The following is a 17,330-nucleotide window of genomic DNA, read 5'->3' as shown; positions in this document are numbered from 1 at the left end:
AGAAAAAATGCCAGAAGTAATGATATGAGTTCCAATCAAAACAAGAACGTTGTCCATAACACTTGGTTCTTAACCAACATTGACTATGAAGGAGAAGGACGGGCTGAGTTTGAAAATCCTAAAGGATATATCGAAGGATTGGTTAAAGTTTCCTTTGATGAATTCGGCAACTCCAGTATCGAAATGAACGTAGCCAACTGCTATACAGAACAGCCCCTCCGCGTTGGTTTTATAGAATTTTTTAATGCAGATACCCCCATAGAGGAAGAGGGTCGTTTCTCTTTTACAAATCGTTTAGGAAGCAACCCGTGTAAAAGTTTAACTGTCAATACTCCCGATGGGATTTATTCCGCACAGGGAAGTATAGTCTACCAGCCTAGCATTGCTTTGGGCGGGGATAACACGAGAGTTGAATTTTATTTGGTTCCTTCATATTTTGACAATATAAATGCTGAAATTCCTAAATATTGGGTATTTCCAATATTTAACTTAATCTCAGATTTTACTCAGCTAAATTCACAGCTTGATTGCCATCCCCTGCGTATTCTTCCCAGGCTTGACGATGCAGAGAATACTACATGGACACCATTATTCAGGAAGCTTTTTTTCAATATTCATCGTTTAATTGTCTTTGATTTCAAAGGAACTAAGGGATTTATTCAAAAATTGCTTGATTTTAAGGAACGTAAAAAAAAGCTGTACTCGGGTCAGGTGCAACGTACAATCACAGCGGTAATGGTTGGGGAAGTTGGCTCTGAATCCATTGACATAGATAAATTGACGAACTGGCTACCATTCGGTCTTCTCCCTTTACTGAGTCTTGCTACTGGTTCTGAGGTAGGAATTCCTTGGATTGAATTTAGAGATGCTAATGGTGGGCTTGTCCGACGCATCCATAAGAGATTCGGTCAGCCAAAATTTTCAAGAGGACACACTACTATTTCGGAACAATATAATCAGGGAACTGGCTATTTACTCACCGGCGCTCAGTCTTCAACGCCTTATGGAAAAGAACCTCTAGGTTCTGTAATATTTGACCTAGTTCAAAGCAGTTCACATAGCCTTACTATTGAAGACAAGCTAAATAAAATTTGTCGAGCATTTGATTATTTATGTCAGCACTATAAGCTAGACACACAAAATTTACTTCTTGGCTTAGATGATGATTATAAGGAGTTCGTCAAAAAAACACTTAGGTCTGCGGCACAAGATATTCGTTCTGTGGCACAAGCTGCAAGTGATTCAGGGCAAAGCAAGTTACTTAACAAAATTGCTGAGAGAACGAAGAACTCTAGCAACATAGACAGGGATTTCGGTCTAGCTGTAACTGACTTACTAAAGCATTTGGGTTTACATGATGCTGACATTATTGATGCCTACTATCAAAGTAACCCACGAGCTGATGGAAGGACTCATTGGAGCAGTGTTATGTCTAGATATCGTGGAATTGCAGTGCATACGGGTGACTTTAGCTTCCAAGAAAAAACATACGATATACATGATGTTGTAAGAATTACTTATCATTTATACGATATTCTGGTACGCATTGTTTTTAAGATGCTTGGGTATGATGGTACATACCAGCCAATAATCAGAAATCAAACCTCACAGCCTGTCGATTGGGTAAAGGCTGATCTTCAAGCCAGCGAATTAGGGTATTAACCCAAGAATATATGGTTTAGATTTAATCGCCAAAACATTGAAGTGGACATCAACCAACAAAAAGAACAATTCAGCAACATCTACCTGCAAGCTGTCACCACCGTTGCCGGCTATACCCTCTACAAACCCTTCGTAGACGATGACAGCGTAGACTGGGGAGTAGCTGCGAAAGGCGGGACAGGCCCCATTAGATCACCTCGCTTAGAATTGCAGTTAAAATCTACATCAAGAGATATCCAAGACGATAACTCCATCCGCTACCCCCTCAAGCTCAAAAACTACGACGACTTAAGAATGGATAACTTCGCCATTCCCCGAATTTTAGTTGTCGTTTTAATCCCCGAAACACCCGAAGACTGGTTAACCCAGTCGGAAACAGAACTCTGCATCAGAGGCTGCGGATATTGGATCTCCCTGCGGGGAAAGCCAAAAACACAAAACACAAACGCTGTCACCGTCCCCATCCCCAGAACCAACCAATTTACAGTCGCCGCCCTTCAGTCAATTATGGAGAGAATTAGCCAAGGAGTTCAACCATGAAAATCACCGTAAAAGATAGCCAAACTCTCGAAACAATCAAGCTAAATCAACTGAGAAATTACTTACAAACTCACGGCTGGCATGAAGACCAACCTTTCTTAGATAATGCCACACTTTGGCACAAACCAACAGCAGATGCAGAAGAATTTGAAATATTGCTACCTAATCGGGAAAACCTGGGAGATTATGCAGCCCGCATCCGCGAGGCAATCCAAACCCTAGAAAACGCAGAAAATCTCCCTCAAATTGAAATTTTAAGCGAACTACTTACCCGCATTCCCAACACGACTATTCAGGGAATTGTCATGCAAATTCACACCCCAAATACCAAAAAATTAAGTGGCGAAATTACTCTCCTCGGCCTTGTAGTTGCCAAATTGCGGAAAATTCAAACTTCACTCGCAGACAAAGATTATATCCTGGCGATTAAAGCTTATCAAGAACGCTTACCGATTCTCTGTAGCGGTGACTTAATCAAAGACAACAACGCCTTCATCCTCAAAAACCCCCACAACTTAACCCTCGATGAATTGTGGCAAAACTAAAAGTCACCCACAGCCTATCTCGCTCAATTGTAAATGATGCGTCGTATGCTGCCAATTGCGCTGAGTCTTGAATCCCAACTTTTGATAAAACCTGTCGGCTGCTGGCGTATCTGTTCGCAACGTCAATAACTGATAATGCTGACTGGCTTCGTAAATCAGCCGATCGACCAATAAACGCCCCACCCCCTTTCCCCGCCAAACTGACTCAACATACAAATGCCGCAATCGTCCAACTTTTGGATCGTTGAAATAAGGATCTCGATTCAAGCCGCAAATTCCGATCGCTCTTTCCTGCGATGACGCTATAAATAAAGCTTCACCAACCTTGTCGAAGCAGTTATAACCATTACGATAATCTCGAACCAGTCTTTCCACAAACTGAAAACCTTGGGACACACTTTCCTCAATTAAATGGATAATTAATCCCTCATCAAACTCGAAAATTTTAGCGATGTGAATATGCTGCATACTTTGAAAAAAGATTTGTTAAGTAAGGAGTCCATCGACTTGACCAGATTTATGGGTTCTGACAAAGAACATTGTGATATCGTTCCAATAACCTGCTGCGGTTGAAGCTTCATTTATTTCTGTAAAATATTCCATCTTGCACTGCTGCCACTGTTCATCTGACCATTTCACATTTTGAAGCCCGAATGAACTCTTGGCATTGCCAGTCCACGCAGCTTCCGCATCTTGCAAGTAGAAGCCAAATTGCTCAAGCGAGGAGTCAATCGATTTTAGATTTTAGATTTTAGATTTTAGATTGAAGCATTGACCCCACGGATAAATTGGGGGGGCAAGTTTCTCGGATACACGTTTTTTATTTCTCCACGGATGAATCCGGGGGCTTGTATCCTGGATGCTTTCGGTCATTCATATCGATTCTTTTCCCAAACAAATATCCAGTTCCCTAGCAAAGGCCTCTGGCGCATCCAGCATCAGCCAGTGTCCAGTATCGGGGATCGTAGTTGTCGTCAGTGTGGGACGGAGGATGTGGAGGCTGAACGGAAAAGTGTTTGAGGGAGCAATAATGGCGTGGGCTCGTGTTCCCGGGGCTGCTAGGTAGCGATCGAGAGCATCAACAGCTTCAAAGGCAAACATCCCGCGAGACATTCCAGACAGACAATCCTGTGGAGTCGCCGCCAACCAAGCGAGAACCCGATCGCGCGTCTGGGCCGTGCTTCCTGTCAGCGCCTCGTTGAAGCTGGTTTCCACAGCAGCCCGCCAATCCTCCGTCTCCAGAGCCCTCTGGTAGGGGACGATGCGTGCCTCGTGCACATCTGCAGGCACCTTGGTAAAATCTCCAGGTGGGTCTGCCAGGATCAACTGCGCGATGCGGTGCGGTGCGGTGGCTGCTGTGGCGAGGGCAATACAAGCACCGAAACTGTGTCCCACAATCGCCACTCGATCGAGTCCCAGCCCATCTAGTACCGCCAAAACATCCGCTGCACAGGAGGCGGGCGCATAGTTGCCGTCCTCCGGCGGTGCAGAATCACCGTGTCCCCGCATATCAAGGGCGATCGCGCGTCGGGTACGGGCGACATGGGCAAGCTGGGCATCCCAGATGCTCGCAGAAACCGTCATACCGTGCACGAACACTACCGGCAGTGGCTGGGATTCCGCAGCGGTGACAGGGGGGCTGGCTTCGATGATGTGAATAGTGCCGATCGGTCCTTTGAGAGTTGTCGATCGCATACAATTTTCTCCTAACTTTGAATTTCCTCTTTTCACACAACCAATTTTACCTGCGTTACCCCTTGGCGCAATTCATACTGTCCTTTTACCCAAAATTGTTTAATTTTTTCACCCAAAAACGGAGCAATTTGCATCATCAATAAACGCAATAATCCATTTTTTCGCAGTTGTTCGCCTTTCCAGGCTTCTTGTGCTTGAAGTTGTTGGGCGCGAATAATTTCCGGTTCCCGTTCTGCCTGAATCCGCGATAATGCTAAGTCAATATCCTCGTAATTAGCCCCTGCTTTCAATAAAGGTACAAGGTGATTGGCGGCAACAATTACATCGCGGAACGCCATGTTAATTCCTTGAGCGCGCACCGGAGACATGGGATGTGCAGCATCCCCCAAAAGTATGATTCCTGGTCGATGCCAGCGCGGACAGCGACCAACTACAACAGATAATCGCATCGGAGATTCGATCGTATCGGCACAGTTGCGGAAATGTTCGGCCATCCACGCAGGCGATAGCGATGCGAAAGTTTCCGCCCAGTCTGTGTGTTTCCAATCAGTTTTGTCATCTGCCGATAGCACCCAAGCCAGATGAAGTTTTCCTGATTCTGCCCCATGAAAGACACTAAATCCGCTACCGCCATTCAGGATGGAATAAAATACATTATCCGCCACAAACCGAGGATGAGCGGCAAGTTTAAACCACAGAACATCTATACTATTCTGCTGTTTTACTAACTCTAATTCTGCACGCTGTCGTACAACCGAGTTTCTACCATCTGTACCAATCACAAGTGCAGCAGGAATCTCTCGCCCATCTCCTAGCTTTACACCCGCAATGCGATCGTTGCTGTAGAGTAAATCTTTTACGGGAACACCTGGGATAAATTCAAACTCTGGATGCAACTGAGCTTCTGAAATTAGTGTTTCTAGCAAAGGCGGTTGCGATACCAGCGTACAAGGTCGATTGGACCCCATTGGCTCATCAACTCGAAATAGTTGCCGATCGCCCACAACGAACTCCCAGGCATCAATTTGTCGGTGTGGAACACCTTCGAGCATAGTAGATAAACCCATTTGTGCGATCGCATCCAATCCGCTAGGCATTAACCCTTCACCGCGAAACACTCGGTAGGCATCTTTTGCAGCCTCAACCAAGGTAACAGCAATACCTCGTTTCACCAGCAGCAACGCAAGTGCCGCACCTGTTGGCCCCGATCCCACAATTACAACTTGCGTCATTGCCATTCCCCATTGCTTTTTAATGTATTTCCCAGTTTAATTTCCATCCTAAGAGATAAAGCACTGCCCGCAAGTATTCATCCACTTCTGCTGAAAAAGATTCTGGTAAAGACCGAATTTGCTAGACTAAAATGTTTTATTAAATGATATCGATTCCGATTGCACCGTCCGTGATTGTTGACTAATAACTGATAACTAATGGCTGATGACTAATGACTCGGGGTCAAAAAACGGAAAATTGTGCGCTATCTTTGTTGGCAGCTTGATTCGACTTTACGCCCGACTTCGGAGCGTGGATTTGATATCAATTCCGGCAGTCAGGCCGGAATTGATATGATAAAGTCAAGGTCAATCATTCCCCCTTCCCCAACGGACCACTCCCCATCATTCCGGTGTAACGGGAATTGATATGACTTGCGATCGGGCTGATGCCTCCCCAGCCACAGAAAACATTCAAAGCGCTGCGTGACCGACAACTTGCAGGCTGAACCTCAAATCGATCGCCAAGGCCTCCACACTGACCATAAAAATTTATGGCTAATTGGCATCTCTTTCTAACTGTTGGGAAATCTCTTTGAGCGCAGCGATCGTGCAAATTAAGCGGGGATGCTCGGGATCGAATAAATCGAGTTGATCCCAGGGAATACGATATCCCTTATGTAGATTGCGGGCACCCAAAAGATGCAGCAAACCTGCGCCTAAATTCCAGGCAGACAAACGCTCCACGATCGCCGGTATGCCCACGAGATATTCTACAATTACCCAATCGTCGCCTTGCTGCTGGGCGCGCACCTCTTCAATGCGTCCAACGCGATTGCCCGTTGAATCAAATACGCATTTACCGAGCAGCAGTTCTAAGTGTAGTTCGCGGCTTGCCATCAACTTCCTCCTGGAATGTGTTTAATCACGCGATCGCGCAGCCAGACTTCGTAGGCTAATGCGGGAGTTTGTTCGGCATCGAGATCCACTTCCACATCAATGCCGATGTTTCGCACCTTCGACCAAGCAATGCGAAACGGTTCGGTTTGTTTAGCGCCCCACTTGCTGGCAATCGCGGCAACCCAACGCGCGCAACGGGGATGAACTCGATGCGCTAAGGTGGTGACTCCCGTTTCAAGATAGGCCAGTCGCGGTGGCTGTCCCTCTAGGAGTTCTACAATAATGCCATCGACCTTGCCCATCTTGCGTTGGTTGCGATCGACAATCTGATTATCTAGGACATCTCGAATAACATCCATATCAACCTCCAAGCACTTCTAGTGGAATGGCGACGATCGCTAGCACAAAAGCCAGAACCATTGTGAAAATGGTGATACTGTTACTGATCCAGCCGTTGCAATGGTCGCCCACATATTCGCGATCGTTCATCAAGACCAAGAACGGGATAATCGTCACCGGTAAAATTACGGCAGTCAATGCCATTGAAAATAAAGTTAGTTGCAACGGATCGATTCCCACAACCATCAGCAGTGATGCCAGAAATACAAACACTGTGTAAACAAAGCTGAAACGGGCTGCCTCTTTGGGATGCAAACTTTCACCCCAGTTCCAACCAAAAGCCTGCGCCAGAATATAAGCCGTGTCTAAGCTAACTTCCAAAGCCGCTCCAAAACAAGCAATGCCCAGCGATGCAGCAAACAGCACAAATCCCCAATATCCGAAAGGTTGGGTCAACATCAAAGCTGCTTGTTCGTAGCTGTCTACTTGAATTCCTCGCGGGTGCAATACCTGTGCCGCCACAATCAGCACTCCCAGCGAGACGACGCTACCAAACCCCATGCCTAGCCCAGCAACTGCACGATTTACACCGAGATGCGATTTATCCCATTTATCTTCAACCGCACCCGAGGAGTAGAAGTAAAACAAATACGGACTAATTAATGCGCCGAGGATGCTGACAGCAATAAACAGATAATGGGCGGTGTCTTGTTGGGGTACGGTTGGCAAAAGTCCTTCAGCAACCGCAGGTAATGCTGGACGAAGCTTGAAGGTTGCCACCACAAATGCCAGTGTAATCAGTCCTAGGAAGGAAATGCCGTTTTCAATCAAGCTAAAATTTCCCTTCCAAAGCAACAGCCAGATTGCAAAGGCAACGGGTAGCGCCCACCATTGAAAGCTAATGCCTGTTACGAGTTGCAGCGCAATACAGACGCCGCCAATTTCAGCACCCAGCACTAAAAAATCGACGATGACCTCGGCAATCAACGGGAATATGAAGAAATTGAAGCCCAATCGTTCGCGAACGGCATCTGCCAAAGTGTGTTTGCTGACTGCCGCAAGGCGACCTGACATTTCGACTAAAGCGATGACACAAATCGTCCCTAGAACGATCGTCCAAATCAAGTGGAACTCGAAGCTAGAGCCTGCTTCGGCGGCTGTGGCGATCGCTCCCACATCTAGGAAGCCACCAATACTGGTGACAATACCCAAGGCAATTTCCCGAATCTTGTTCACGACCGGTCTCCCTGGGCTTTGAGCAATGCTTCAAGCTGCTGTTGTTCAGTTGCAAGCTGCACCAGAGGTGTGGCGATCTCCGCTTTGCGGTGCTGCTTCACAGCCGTTGTCATCTGCTGAAGCGTTTGCTGTAACTGGTATATCTGTCTTGGCAAAGTAGGAGGGTCAGTCAAATCTTTGGTTTCCTTGGCAATTTCCTGCTGGCTCTTTTCCAAGGTCTGTTGAGCGTAGAGGTCGGGAATGCTACCCTGTTGCCAAGTCTCTCCCACCATACGAGCGGTCGCTGTCCAAGATTGAACCGTTTTCAACGTTTTGACGAACTTATCGTGGGAGGACGACGGACTGCAGCCAGCTAGCACCAGCAGCAGACTGGCGAGTAAAGCTTTTTTCATGGGTGGCGATCGACTCCTCTAAGCAGTTTTACTAATATTTTCCTGCTTCAAATCGGCAATTAACAGCATCCTTAGAGAGATTTCTCTCTTTAGGTAGGTTGACCTTAGTCCTAAAAAAGACGGTGTTTTTAACTGATTTACGATCGCCATCTTACAAATCGGGCTAAACGATCGATCGCACAACACCGCCATCGACTCGCAAGGCAGCCCCGTTAATAGCAGATGATACCGGACTGGCAATAAATGCGACAAGTGCAGCCACCTCCGAAGTCTCGGCAAAACGCTGAATCAGCGAAGAAGGGCGAGTCTTTTCAAAGAACTCTTTCTCCACTTGTTCGCGAGTCACCTTTTGGTTTTCTGCAAATCCTTGAATAAAATCTTCTACTCCTTCCGATCGCGTCGGCCCCGGCAGCACAGAATTAACCGTCACATTGGTGCCAACAGTAGTCTCTGCCAAACCGCGCGCGAGGGAAAGCTGCGCCGTTTTCGTAACTCCGTAGTGAATCATTTCTGCTGGAATGTTGAGCGCCGATTCGCTAGAGATGAAAATAATCCGCCCCCAATTTTTTGTCAGCATTAATGGCAAATATTTTCGAGCCAGCCGCACCCCGCTCATGACGTTTACTTCGAGAATATTCATCCATTCGCGATCGGAAATATCCTCAAATGCTTTAGCGCCATAAATTCCTAGATTGTTTACCAGAATATCAACTTCCGGGACTTGCTGAAATAATTCCTCGGCTCCGGTTGCCGTTCCCAAATCGGCAGCGACACCTTGAAGTTTGGCATCGGGAGCAATTTCTTTGATTTGGTCGATCGCCCTTTTTACCCGCTCTTCAGTCCGTCCGTTAACGATGACAGTTGCATCTTCTTTGGCTAGTTCGGTGGCAATTGCCAAGCCAATTCCTGCCGTTGAGCCACTTACCAATGCCACTTTACCAGATAGTTTTAATTCCATTTTTCTTGTCCTCCAAAAAGTATTTTAGTCCGCAGAGGCGGACTTTGTTTTTGTAGCCACGAATTCTATTCCTTGGCTTAATTTTGTGTTTTATCCACTGTAAATCCGATTTCTTGCCCGTAGGATAGTTCCAGCGTGTGACCGTCCGGGTCTCGCAAAAAAGCCCAGTAGCCGATCGGATATCCAGCATCTTTTGGTTCTTCAAGCAATACGCCTTCTTGACGTGCTTTGTCGCAGAGTTCGTCCATGTATTCGCGGCTTTTGCAACCTACTCCGAGGTGTGCAAAGGGAGACAGAACGGGATGTACGGACTCTGTTTGAATGAGCACAATTACAAAAGGGCGAGTGCGGTCAGAAAGCCAGACCACAGCAACACCTGCTTCTGCATCGATGCGGCGGTGAACGACCTCCATTCCAGCATACTTGGAGTAGAATTCGAGAGTGCGATCGACATCAGAAACGGGCAGTGCGATGTGTGTGAGACCGATATCACTCATATGTTATGTTGCTCCAGTCATATTAAGCTTAACCTCAAGAATTGCCACTTCCAATATCATAATTTTAATGAGATGCTCGCCACTTTGCCGCTTTCAGATCGATTTCTTTAATGAACCCATCTTTTCCGTCCATGTACCCCTGAATATTATCAGGGTATTTTTTGGCAAGTTTTCTCTTGAGTTCGCTGTATTCCTGGGCGGCTTCATAATGGGTAATCATATAATCTCGAAACGCTAAGTGGCGCTCTATCTGCGGTGAACCAACTTCAAAACTGTGAATGTGGTGGGTTCTAATCCCTGCTTCATTACCCTTGCGAAAAAAACGACGACCCGATATCCCAAACTCACCCATCGCTTGATAACCTAATGCCTCCATTTCAGAACTATGTGTATCAATTTTAAGAATATCTTTAACCTCAACTAACATATCGACGATCGGTTTTGCATGAATTTGTGGAATGGCTGTGCTACCAATGTGATGTATAGCAACCACATTATTTTTCCCAAGTGCAAGTGCAATCAGTTTCGACTCAGTTTCAAAGGCGCTGCGCCAATTTGGATCGTGCGGGACGACTTCTACTTTGAAAAAATCTACTTTTATTGACATGGCTGATAATTATTTGCTTTTTTTTATTTCATTGATTTACGATCGCATTTAACCGAAACAGATTTTATTATGCCTCATATTTTACGGGCGGCGCCCAAAGCTCTTAAACATACGGACAACGGGGAGAAACTGACTGTTTGGGAGAGAAATTTCAAACCGCTCAATCACCTGATAGTCAAATTTTGTGTAAAATGGCTCTCCCGCCAGCGTCGCAATCATCTCAACTTGCTTAAATCCAGCACGATCAGCAGCCAGTTCGCATACTCGCATAATCTGACTTCCAATTCTTCGGCGTGCCCATGCTGGATGAACAAAGAATGCACGAATCTTTGCCGAGTCGCTGTCTGGGTTGAGCAGGCTGTCTTCTGGATTATTTTTGCCTGAATCACCTCCATAAAGCATTTTACGCTTACTCCAACCACCGCAACCAACAATTTGGTGATTGTTCTCAGCAACAAAGTAGGTTTGGTCTAGAATCAGTTGACTATCAACCCCAAAAACTGTGCCCAGTGCGCCTTCAATCTGCTCTGAACTATAGTAGCCTGCTTGCAAAGCTCTAGCAGAATTAGGAATTAAAGTTGTCAGCTTAGGAATGTCTTCTAAGGAAGCTAATCGAATACAAAAATCCATTGAACCGATCGGCTAAACAAATCGCTATCTTAGTTTGTCACATCCGTGAAAGCCGCAATACAGCGATCGCCCGATCCTCCACCCCCAGCTTTAAGCAAACACCCAAATATCGAACCCTCCCCCATTCTTAAACTGTATGGCAGGCTATATGATTGACGGTTGGCAGCTTTTGAGAATCTAAATGCTAAACACAAATACAATAATTTCCAGTCTGCTGTTATTTATCCCGGTTTCTATCGCCGGACACTTTCTCGGCTGGGAATCCTCCACAATCTTCATCACCTCGGCTTTAGCCATCGTCCCTCTAGCCGCCTGGATGGGGACGGCCACCGAAGAAATCGCCGTCGTCCTCGGTGCCAACTTGGGGGGTTTGCTGAACGCTACCTTCGGAAATGCCACGGAACTGATTATCGGCATCGTCGCCCTCAACGCCGGACTAATAGATGTTGTCAAGGCCAGCATCACCGGTTCAATTATGAGCAACCTGCTGCTGGTGATGGGATTTGCGATGCTGCTGGGCGGCTTGCGCTACAAAGAACAAGAATTTCAACCGATAGTAGCCCGATTGAACGCTTCAGCGATGAACTTAGCCGTGATTGCCATTTTGGTGCCGACTGCAGTTAATGCCACCTCTACGGGCATCCCTGCGGAAACTATGCAGAATCTCTCTAGCGCTGTTGCTATAGTCCTGATTGTCGTCTACGTGCTGACGCTGCTGTTTTCGATGAAAACCCACAGTTATCTGTACGATGCAGGCGTGGCAGAAATAGAGATGCTCGAAGAATTAGCCGAAAGTAACTTAGCACCAGACAGTCCAGACCACAAAGTCAATCTGCCGCTGTGGATTGCGGTGCTGTTGGCCTGTACCCTGATGGTAGCTGTCGAGTCAGAACTGCTGGTGGGTAGTCTCGAAGAAGCGACGGCGCGTTTGGGACTGACATCACTATTTACCGGGGTGATTTTAGTACCGATTATTGGTAATGCTGCCGAACATACGACGGCGGTGACGGTGGCGATGAAAAATAAAATGGATTTGTCGGTTTCTGTGGCCGTGGGTTCGAGTTTGCAAATTGCTTTGTTTGTTGCGCCTGTGTTGGTTTTGGCAGGTTTTGTCTTGGGCAAACCGATGGACTTGAATTTCAACCCGTTTGAACTTGTAGCGGTTGCGGTGTCGGTGCTGATCGCCAATTCTATCAGTTCTGACGGCAACTCTAACTGGCTAGAAGGTACTTTGCTGTTGGCAGCTTATACGGTTTTGGCGCTGGCGTTCTACTTTCATCCGGTAATTGAGGGACTTGTTTAAAAGGCTTTCTTATCGGGAAGCAAGAGGGAAGAGGGAAGAAGGCATTCAGCAGAAGGCGGGTTTTCCCACTCGCGGACTCTCCCACTCTCCCACTCTCCCCCTCGCCCACTCTCACTTATTTCTTCGAGAGTGGTGGTTGCGATCGTACAATTGAAATCTGGGTGGTCTCTCGTTAATTAGTTATAGTCTTTTTGTAGATTATCTGCTGTCATCAGGGATTTGTGACCTCGATCGGCTGTGACAAACAACAAAACCTTTGCCCTCAACCCGATCGTTAGACCGCAGTGCCATCGGTTATACAAAAACACGGGATGCTGAAGTCAATCAAGACTCAAGCCTCCCTCGACTTCAGAGACGTTGGAAGATTTCAATCAAGGGTGCTCATGAGTCTTTTACTAGGTGTGCTACGATCGTCATAAGTTGAAAATTGAGTCTAACTAGACAACGTAAAACCTCGTACTCTTATTGTTGAGTACGTCGTCCCACAAACACGGTGTTGCCGTCTAGGAAAACTCGTATTTGAACAAAAACCGAACTAGATAAAGAGGACTAATCAAATACGGTATGCCATACCGGAATTAACGATTTTAGAGAAGACACCTCTAATTTGGCTTGAGTAATCTTGTCAAGGCAAGTAACGCAAGCTGAATCAAAAATCTCACTAACCAAGAGTGCACAGAGGTTAATCTAATCGCTTAATACTTGATTAAACTTCCTCCGAGCTACTTATGACAAGCCTATTGACAGAGACGCACTTTTGTGCAACATTCTCAGAATAATGCCCAAAATCTGCAGGAAAAATTTTCTGGAAGAGTAAACGACGGTCGATTTAAAACTGACCAGCCTATAAAAAGGTCGAACGGGATACCACGATTCGTTAAATTGGTTGAAAATAATGGTTAAAGAATGGCTAAAAGCTTCCACAATAATAAATAGTTGTAGAGACTTCAAAAATAGGGTGCTGCTCCACCCGAATTTACGCCTGTGGACAAGTAAGAGCCGACTCTCTTGGCAGAAGCAGGAATCAGACCCTCTAGAAAATACTTCTAGTTGAATGGTGAAGCTTAGATAAGTTTAGCCAAGTTTTGTATAGCAGTGTCAAAGTAAAACTTGATAGAGCAACCTCAATCAGGGTTATGTGGCTTCTGTGAGTTATTGCCTCAATCCCAAATGCCCGAATCCCTCCGATCCAGCCAACTCTGGTAAATCCGCGTGTATCCACTGCGGGTCTGAACTTTTGTTGCAAGGTCGATATCGGCTAGTCGCGCCTCTCGGAGGCGGTGGCTTTGGCAGAACATTTGAAGTGGACGACAACGGCGCCCGAAGAGTGCTCAAAGTCCTGCTCAAAGAACATCCCAAAGCTGTAGAACTGTTTAAGCAAGAAGCCGACGTGTTGGTCAGGCTAAGACATCCAGGTATTCCAAAAGTCGATCGCGACGGTTATTTTACATTTACGCCCGCTCACAGCACAGAGTCTTTTCACTGTCTGGTGATGGAGAAAATTGCTGGGGCTAATTTGCAAGACTGGCTGAAACATCGGGGCCGCCCCATCAGTCAAGAACAAGCTCTCAACTGGCTCAAACAACTGTCGGAAATTTTAGACCAAGTTCACCGCCTCAACTATTTCCATCGGGATATCAAGCCGCACAATATTATGTGCAAGCCAAACGGGCAGTTAGTGCTGATTGACTTCGGGACTGCTCGGGAAGTGTCGGCGACTTATTTCGCTAAGGTGGGGCAGGGGCAAAATGTGACTGGTATTGTTTCCCCCGGCTACACGCCACCGGAACAAACTAATGGCAAGGCTGTTCCGCAGTCGGATTTTTTTGCTCTGGGGCGCACGTTTGTTTATTTGCTGACTGGGAAGCCGCCGACTGCGTTTCCAGAGAACCCGCGCACGGGCAGATTAATGTGGCGCAAAGGAGCTCCTCAGGTTTCCGACCCGCTGGCTAATGTGATCGATTACCTGATGGCGCCTTTTCCGGGAAATCGACCTCAAAGTCCGCAGATGGTTTTGCAGTGCTTGGAGGAAATTAATCTCGACGGCGGGGAAACTCAGTTGCCCACTCAGTTGCCGACGACGGGGCAAACTAAAATTCGCGCAACTGCCGGGCCGTCTGGGGCGAAGAAGCAGAGTTCCATAAACCGCCTCAGACCTCTGGATTCGGGATTGAACAAGACCGATAAAGATGTTTTTGATTGGAAAAAGAAGTTGCTGGCGGGCACGGCTGTTTTGATGGTGAGTATTGGCGTGTCTCAAATTTACGGTTCGCTGCGTTACGGGGAGTTTCCGGCAAACCCGGTGTGGCTGCTTTCTACTTTACCTAGCACTCATTTTTTGCAAGGAAAGTTGGATAATTTGGAGAGTGTAAATGCGATCGCCCTGTCCCCGGACGGTAAAACTTTGGTGAGCGCAAGCCTTGGGACGATTAGAATTTGGAATGTGAGGACGGAACGCCTCCGGGTGCCGCCTCTCGATTTGGTGCATTCTAAAAAATCGGTCAATACCGTGGCGGTGAGTCCGGACGGCTCGATTTTGGCCAGCGGCGGCGGCGACAAGAATGTGATTCTCTGGGATTTGAAGACGGGGCGACGGATGCGGACGATTCCCGCGCACAAAGCCGCCGTCAACGCGATCGCTTTTAGCAGGGACGGTCAAACTCTGGCTAGCGGCAGCGATGACAAAACTATTCGCTTGTGGAATGTCAGAACCGGCAGCAGGTTGCGAACTTTGAGCGGCCACGCCGGAGGAGTAAACGCGATCGCTTTTAGCAGGGATGGTAAAACTCTCGCTAGCGGCAGCCAGGACAAGACTGTGCGTTTGTGGAATCTCGGCACCGGAGAAGTCAGAAGAATTATCACAGGTCACGGGGGCCCGGTTACTGCTGTGGCTTTTAGCCCGAACGGGCAAATTGTGGCTAGTGCTAGCATGGACAATACGATCCGTTTGTCGAACGTGCAAGACGGGAAGCGCACCCGCACTTTTAAAGGGCATTCGAGCTGGGTGAGGACGATCGCCTTTAGCCCGGACAGCCGCACTTTGATCAGCGGGGGCGAAGATATTATAGTTTGGGATTTGAAGACGGGAAAAGAAAGAAGCACTCTTTCTGGTCACACTCAGTTTGTGAGTTGTGTTGCTATTTCCAGAGATAGCAAGACTTTTGTGACCGGCAGTCCCGATCGCACTATTAAGATTTGGCAAATGCCATAGTCCTACTATTTTAGATTTTAGATTTTAAATTTGAGATTGAAGAGTCGAGGCGATCGAGAAATCCAACCCCGACTCCGACGTGGAAGTCTGGGGATTGCCCGCCCTACAACTGTTACTTGCCACAATTGGCAAAAGTAGAAAACAGGTTAAATTCTGTAACCCTCCACGCTTGCCATGTCTGCCCGCCAGCAAAGAGACTGTACCTAGTTATGCTTTTATCGCTGTCCACATAACTTTGCCAACTTAAGGAAGCAACAGTTGGATACTGGGCTGGAAACTCCCCTGGTATAGGACTTACTTGGGATCTCATGTTCCATCCTACTTGCTTGCTAAATTCTTGAATTTGACCTTCGCAAGTTCGACAGCTAGAACCGCCCACTTTCTGCCAAATCTCTAACTGTGGAGTCAATCCATATTTGCCATTGCTCGATTGCATCCACAGCCGATCGATCGCCCGGAGGTTCGGACAAGACAGATTGGCGGGGTTGTTGCGGATCAGAGAGACTGTTTCTTGATCTGCTTCGTACCATTTTTTGGCTTCTAATAAGGATTGAAGTTTGCTAAATTCGCTGTTGCTTTCTTGTGAATGAGCGGTAAATGCTGGTTGCCAAACTGCCACAAATGTGCATATTAATGCGAGTGATTTTTGGCGAAGTTTAATCATGTTCCCTGAGTAAAAGTGGTTTAACAAGTAATCAGTTTACCATCTCTAGACCGAGAAGAAATCTTCAGAGCCGATGAGATTGGGATCAACGCCTGTCAAAGAAGCTAAAACTTCACCGCTGCTGGCTACTCTAATTAATGTGCCGTCCGTTCCCGGAGAAATTGATAGCTGTCCGAAGGTCAAGCCATTGATTAATTGAATGGTATCTTGAAAGTAGGTGAAATCAGAGATTGTATCAACTCCCAATCCCGCACCTAAAACAAATACATCATTGCCCGCGCCGCCGACTAGAATATCGTTTCCCAAACCGCCGTTGAGGGTGTCAAAACCTTTGCCTCCGCTGAGGATATCGTTGCCGTCGCCGCCATTTAAGAAATCATTACCGCGCAAACCGATCAGCACGTCATCACCTTCGGAACCGTTGATGATATCGTTGCCACTGGTGCCAGTCTGGTTGTCGTTGCCTGGAGTGCCGTTGATGACCTTTGGAGTGCTGCTGGTGTCAACAACAAAAATGTCGTCTGTATTGTTAGTATCCCCCGGCACTACGTAGTAGGGAGATGCATAAAACGCCACAAACCGCCCGTCGGCTGAGATGGAGGGATTACCTCCCTCCTCCGGATAGCCTGCTGAGTCTAGAGAGACGTTGGTGGTGGTATTGGTGAGCGTGTCCCGCACGAAGATGTCGAAGCTCTTGGTACCCACTATGTTGAAGACACCAGATTCAAACGCCACAAACCGCCCGTCGGCTGAGATGGAGGGGTTGTCGGAGCGAAAGTTCCTCTGATTGCCTGCTGAATCTACTGAGACGCGGGAGGTGGTATTGGTGAGCGTGTCCCGCACGAAGATGTCTCCGCTACTGTTAAGTAGTTAAGCAAAATTAATTACATAATTATCTCCAAATTCTTTAAGAATTCTTTCGACAGATGAAACAAGAGAT

18 protein-coding genes are annotated in these 17,330 nt (G+C 47.0%); 5 read left to right on the top strand and 13 right to left on the bottom strand.

Annotated elements, in window-relative coordinates; genetic code table 11:
* Positions 1–24: 24 nt before the first annotated feature.
* The 3 genes from QUA04_RS12755 to QUA04_RS12745 are packed head-to-tail and all read left to right on the top strand — an operon-like array spanning position 25 to position 2,747.
* Positions 25–1,662 carry a hypothetical protein gene (locus tag QUA04_RS12755; RefSeq protein WP_333257558.1) on the top strand — a complete coding sequence of 546 codons (1,638 nt, stop codon included), beginning with the start codon at positions 25–27 and terminating at the stop codon, positions 1,660–1,662.
* A 42-nt stretch (positions 1,663–1,704) separates the two neighbouring features.
* Entirely contained in the window at positions 1,705–2,202 is a 498-nt protein-coding gene (locus QUA04_RS12750) for a DUF4365 domain-containing protein (protein ID WP_333257555.1), read from the top strand.
* A complete protein-coding gene (locus QUA04_RS12745; protein ID WP_333257552.1) occupies positions 2,199–2,747 on the top strand; it encodes a hypothetical protein in 549 nt (182 codons plus the stop codon). Before QUA04_RS12750 ends, QUA04_RS12745 begins: the two co-directional genes overlap by 4 nt.
* Before the next feature lie 3 nt (positions 2,748–2,750).
* On the opposite strand, the gene QUA04_RS12740 is transcribed toward QUA04_RS12745, so the two are convergent.
* The 11 genes from QUA04_RS12740 to QUA04_RS12690 form a co-directional block, all read right to left on the bottom strand.
* The gene (locus QUA04_RS12740; protein ID WP_333257549.1) at positions 2,751–3,215 is read right to left on the bottom strand and encodes a GNAT family N-acetyltransferase; all 465 of its coding nucleotides are present in this window, start codon (positions 3,213–3,215) and stop codon (positions 2,751–2,753) included.
* 405 nt (positions 3,216–3,620) lie between these two features.
* Positions 3,621–4,442 (bottom strand): alpha/beta hydrolase, encoded by an 822-nt coding sequence (locus QUA04_RS12735; RefSeq protein WP_333257546.1) that lies wholly within the window; start codon positions 4,440–4,442, stop codon positions 3,621–3,623.
* Positions 4,443–4,474: 32 nt separating this feature from the next.
* Positions 4,475–5,674: an FAD-dependent monooxygenase gene (locus tag QUA04_RS12730; RefSeq protein ID WP_333257544.1), complete on the bottom strand. Its 1,200-nt coding sequence runs from the start codon at positions 5,672–5,674 to the stop codon at positions 4,475–4,477.
* Positions 5,675–6,211: 537 nt separating this feature from the next.
* Entirely contained in the window at positions 6,212–6,553 is a 342-nt protein-coding gene (locus QUA04_RS12725) for a hypothetical protein (RefSeq protein ID WP_333257541.1), read from the bottom strand.
* Positions 6,553–6,912 carry a hypothetical protein gene (locus tag QUA04_RS12720; protein ID WP_333257539.1) on the bottom strand — a complete coding sequence of 120 codons (360 nt, stop codon included), beginning with the start codon at positions 6,910–6,912 and terminating at the stop codon, positions 6,553–6,555. Before QUA04_RS12720 ends, QUA04_RS12725 begins: the two co-directional genes overlap by 1 nt.
* A gap of 1 nt (position 6,913) precedes the next feature.
* Entirely contained in the window at positions 6,914–8,128 is a 1,215-nt protein-coding gene (locus QUA04_RS12715) for a divalent metal cation transporter (protein WP_333257535.1), read from the bottom strand.
* Positions 8,125–8,400, bottom strand: coding sequence for a hypothetical protein (locus tag QUA04_RS12710; protein ID WP_333257534.1), 276 nt, complete (start codon positions 8,398–8,400; stop codon positions 8,125–8,127). The genes QUA04_RS12715 and QUA04_RS12710 overlap by 4 nt, the downstream gene beginning before the upstream one ends.
* Before the next feature lie 283 nt (positions 8,401–8,683).
* Positions 8,684–9,478, bottom strand: coding sequence for an SDR family oxidoreductase (locus tag QUA04_RS12705; protein ID WP_333257531.1), 795 nt, complete (start codon positions 9,476–9,478; stop codon positions 8,684–8,686).
* 77 nt (positions 9,479–9,555) lie between these two features.
* Complete coding sequence (locus QUA04_RS12700) at positions 9,556–9,975, bottom strand: VOC family protein (protein WP_333257528.1); 420 nt, start codon at positions 9,973–9,975, stop codon at positions 9,556–9,558.
* A gap of 64 nt (positions 9,976–10,039) precedes the next feature.
* Positions 10,040–10,582 (bottom strand): GrpB family protein, encoded by a 543-nt coding sequence (locus QUA04_RS12695; protein WP_333257525.1) that lies wholly within the window; start codon positions 10,580–10,582, stop codon positions 10,040–10,042.
* An 81-nt stretch (positions 10,583–10,663) separates the two neighbouring features.
* The gene (locus tag QUA04_RS12690; protein WP_333257523.1) at positions 10,664–11,212 is read right to left on the bottom strand and encodes a GNAT family N-acetyltransferase; all 549 of its coding nucleotides are present in this window, start codon (positions 11,210–11,212) and stop codon (positions 10,664–10,666) included.
* A gap of 181 nt (positions 11,213–11,393) precedes the next feature.
* On the opposite strand from QUA04_RS12690, the gene cax reads away from it, so the two are divergent.
* Both cax and QUA04_RS12680 read left to right on the top strand, forming a co-directional pair.
* Positions 11,394–12,515: a calcium/proton exchanger gene (cax, locus tag QUA04_RS12685; RefSeq protein WP_333257521.1), complete on the top strand. Its 1,122-nt coding sequence runs from the start codon at positions 11,394–11,396 to the stop codon at positions 12,513–12,515.
* A gap of 1,138 nt (positions 12,516–13,653) precedes the next feature.
* Positions 13,654–15,726, top strand: a complete 2,073-nt coding sequence (locus QUA04_RS12680) for a serine/threonine-protein kinase (RefSeq protein ID WP_333257517.1) — start codon at positions 13,654–13,656, stop codon at positions 15,724–15,726.
* A 112-nt stretch (positions 15,727–15,838) separates the two neighbouring features.
* Here QUA04_RS12680 and QUA04_RS12675 read toward each other — a convergent pair whose 3' ends face one another.
* Together QUA04_RS12675 and QUA04_RS12670 are read right to left on the bottom strand one after the other, a co-directional pair.
* Complete coding sequence (locus QUA04_RS12675) at positions 15,839–16,390, bottom strand: GUN4 domain-containing protein (protein WP_333257514.1); 552 nt, start codon at positions 16,388–16,390, stop codon at positions 15,839–15,841.
* 45 nt (positions 16,391–16,435) lie between these two features.
* Complete coding sequence (locus QUA04_RS12670; protein ID WP_333257512.1) at positions 16,436–17,233, bottom strand: calcium-binding protein; 798 nt, start codon at positions 17,231–17,233, stop codon at positions 16,436–16,438.
* Positions 17,234–17,330: the final 97 nt, after the last annotated feature.

Source organism: Microcoleus sp. S13_C5 (genome assembly GCF_036700845.1).
Taxonomy (GTDB): Bacteria; Cyanobacteriota; Cyanobacteriia; order Cyanobacteriales; family Microcoleaceae; genus Microcoleus.
This window is presented reverse-complemented; position numbering and strand designations above follow the sequence as displayed.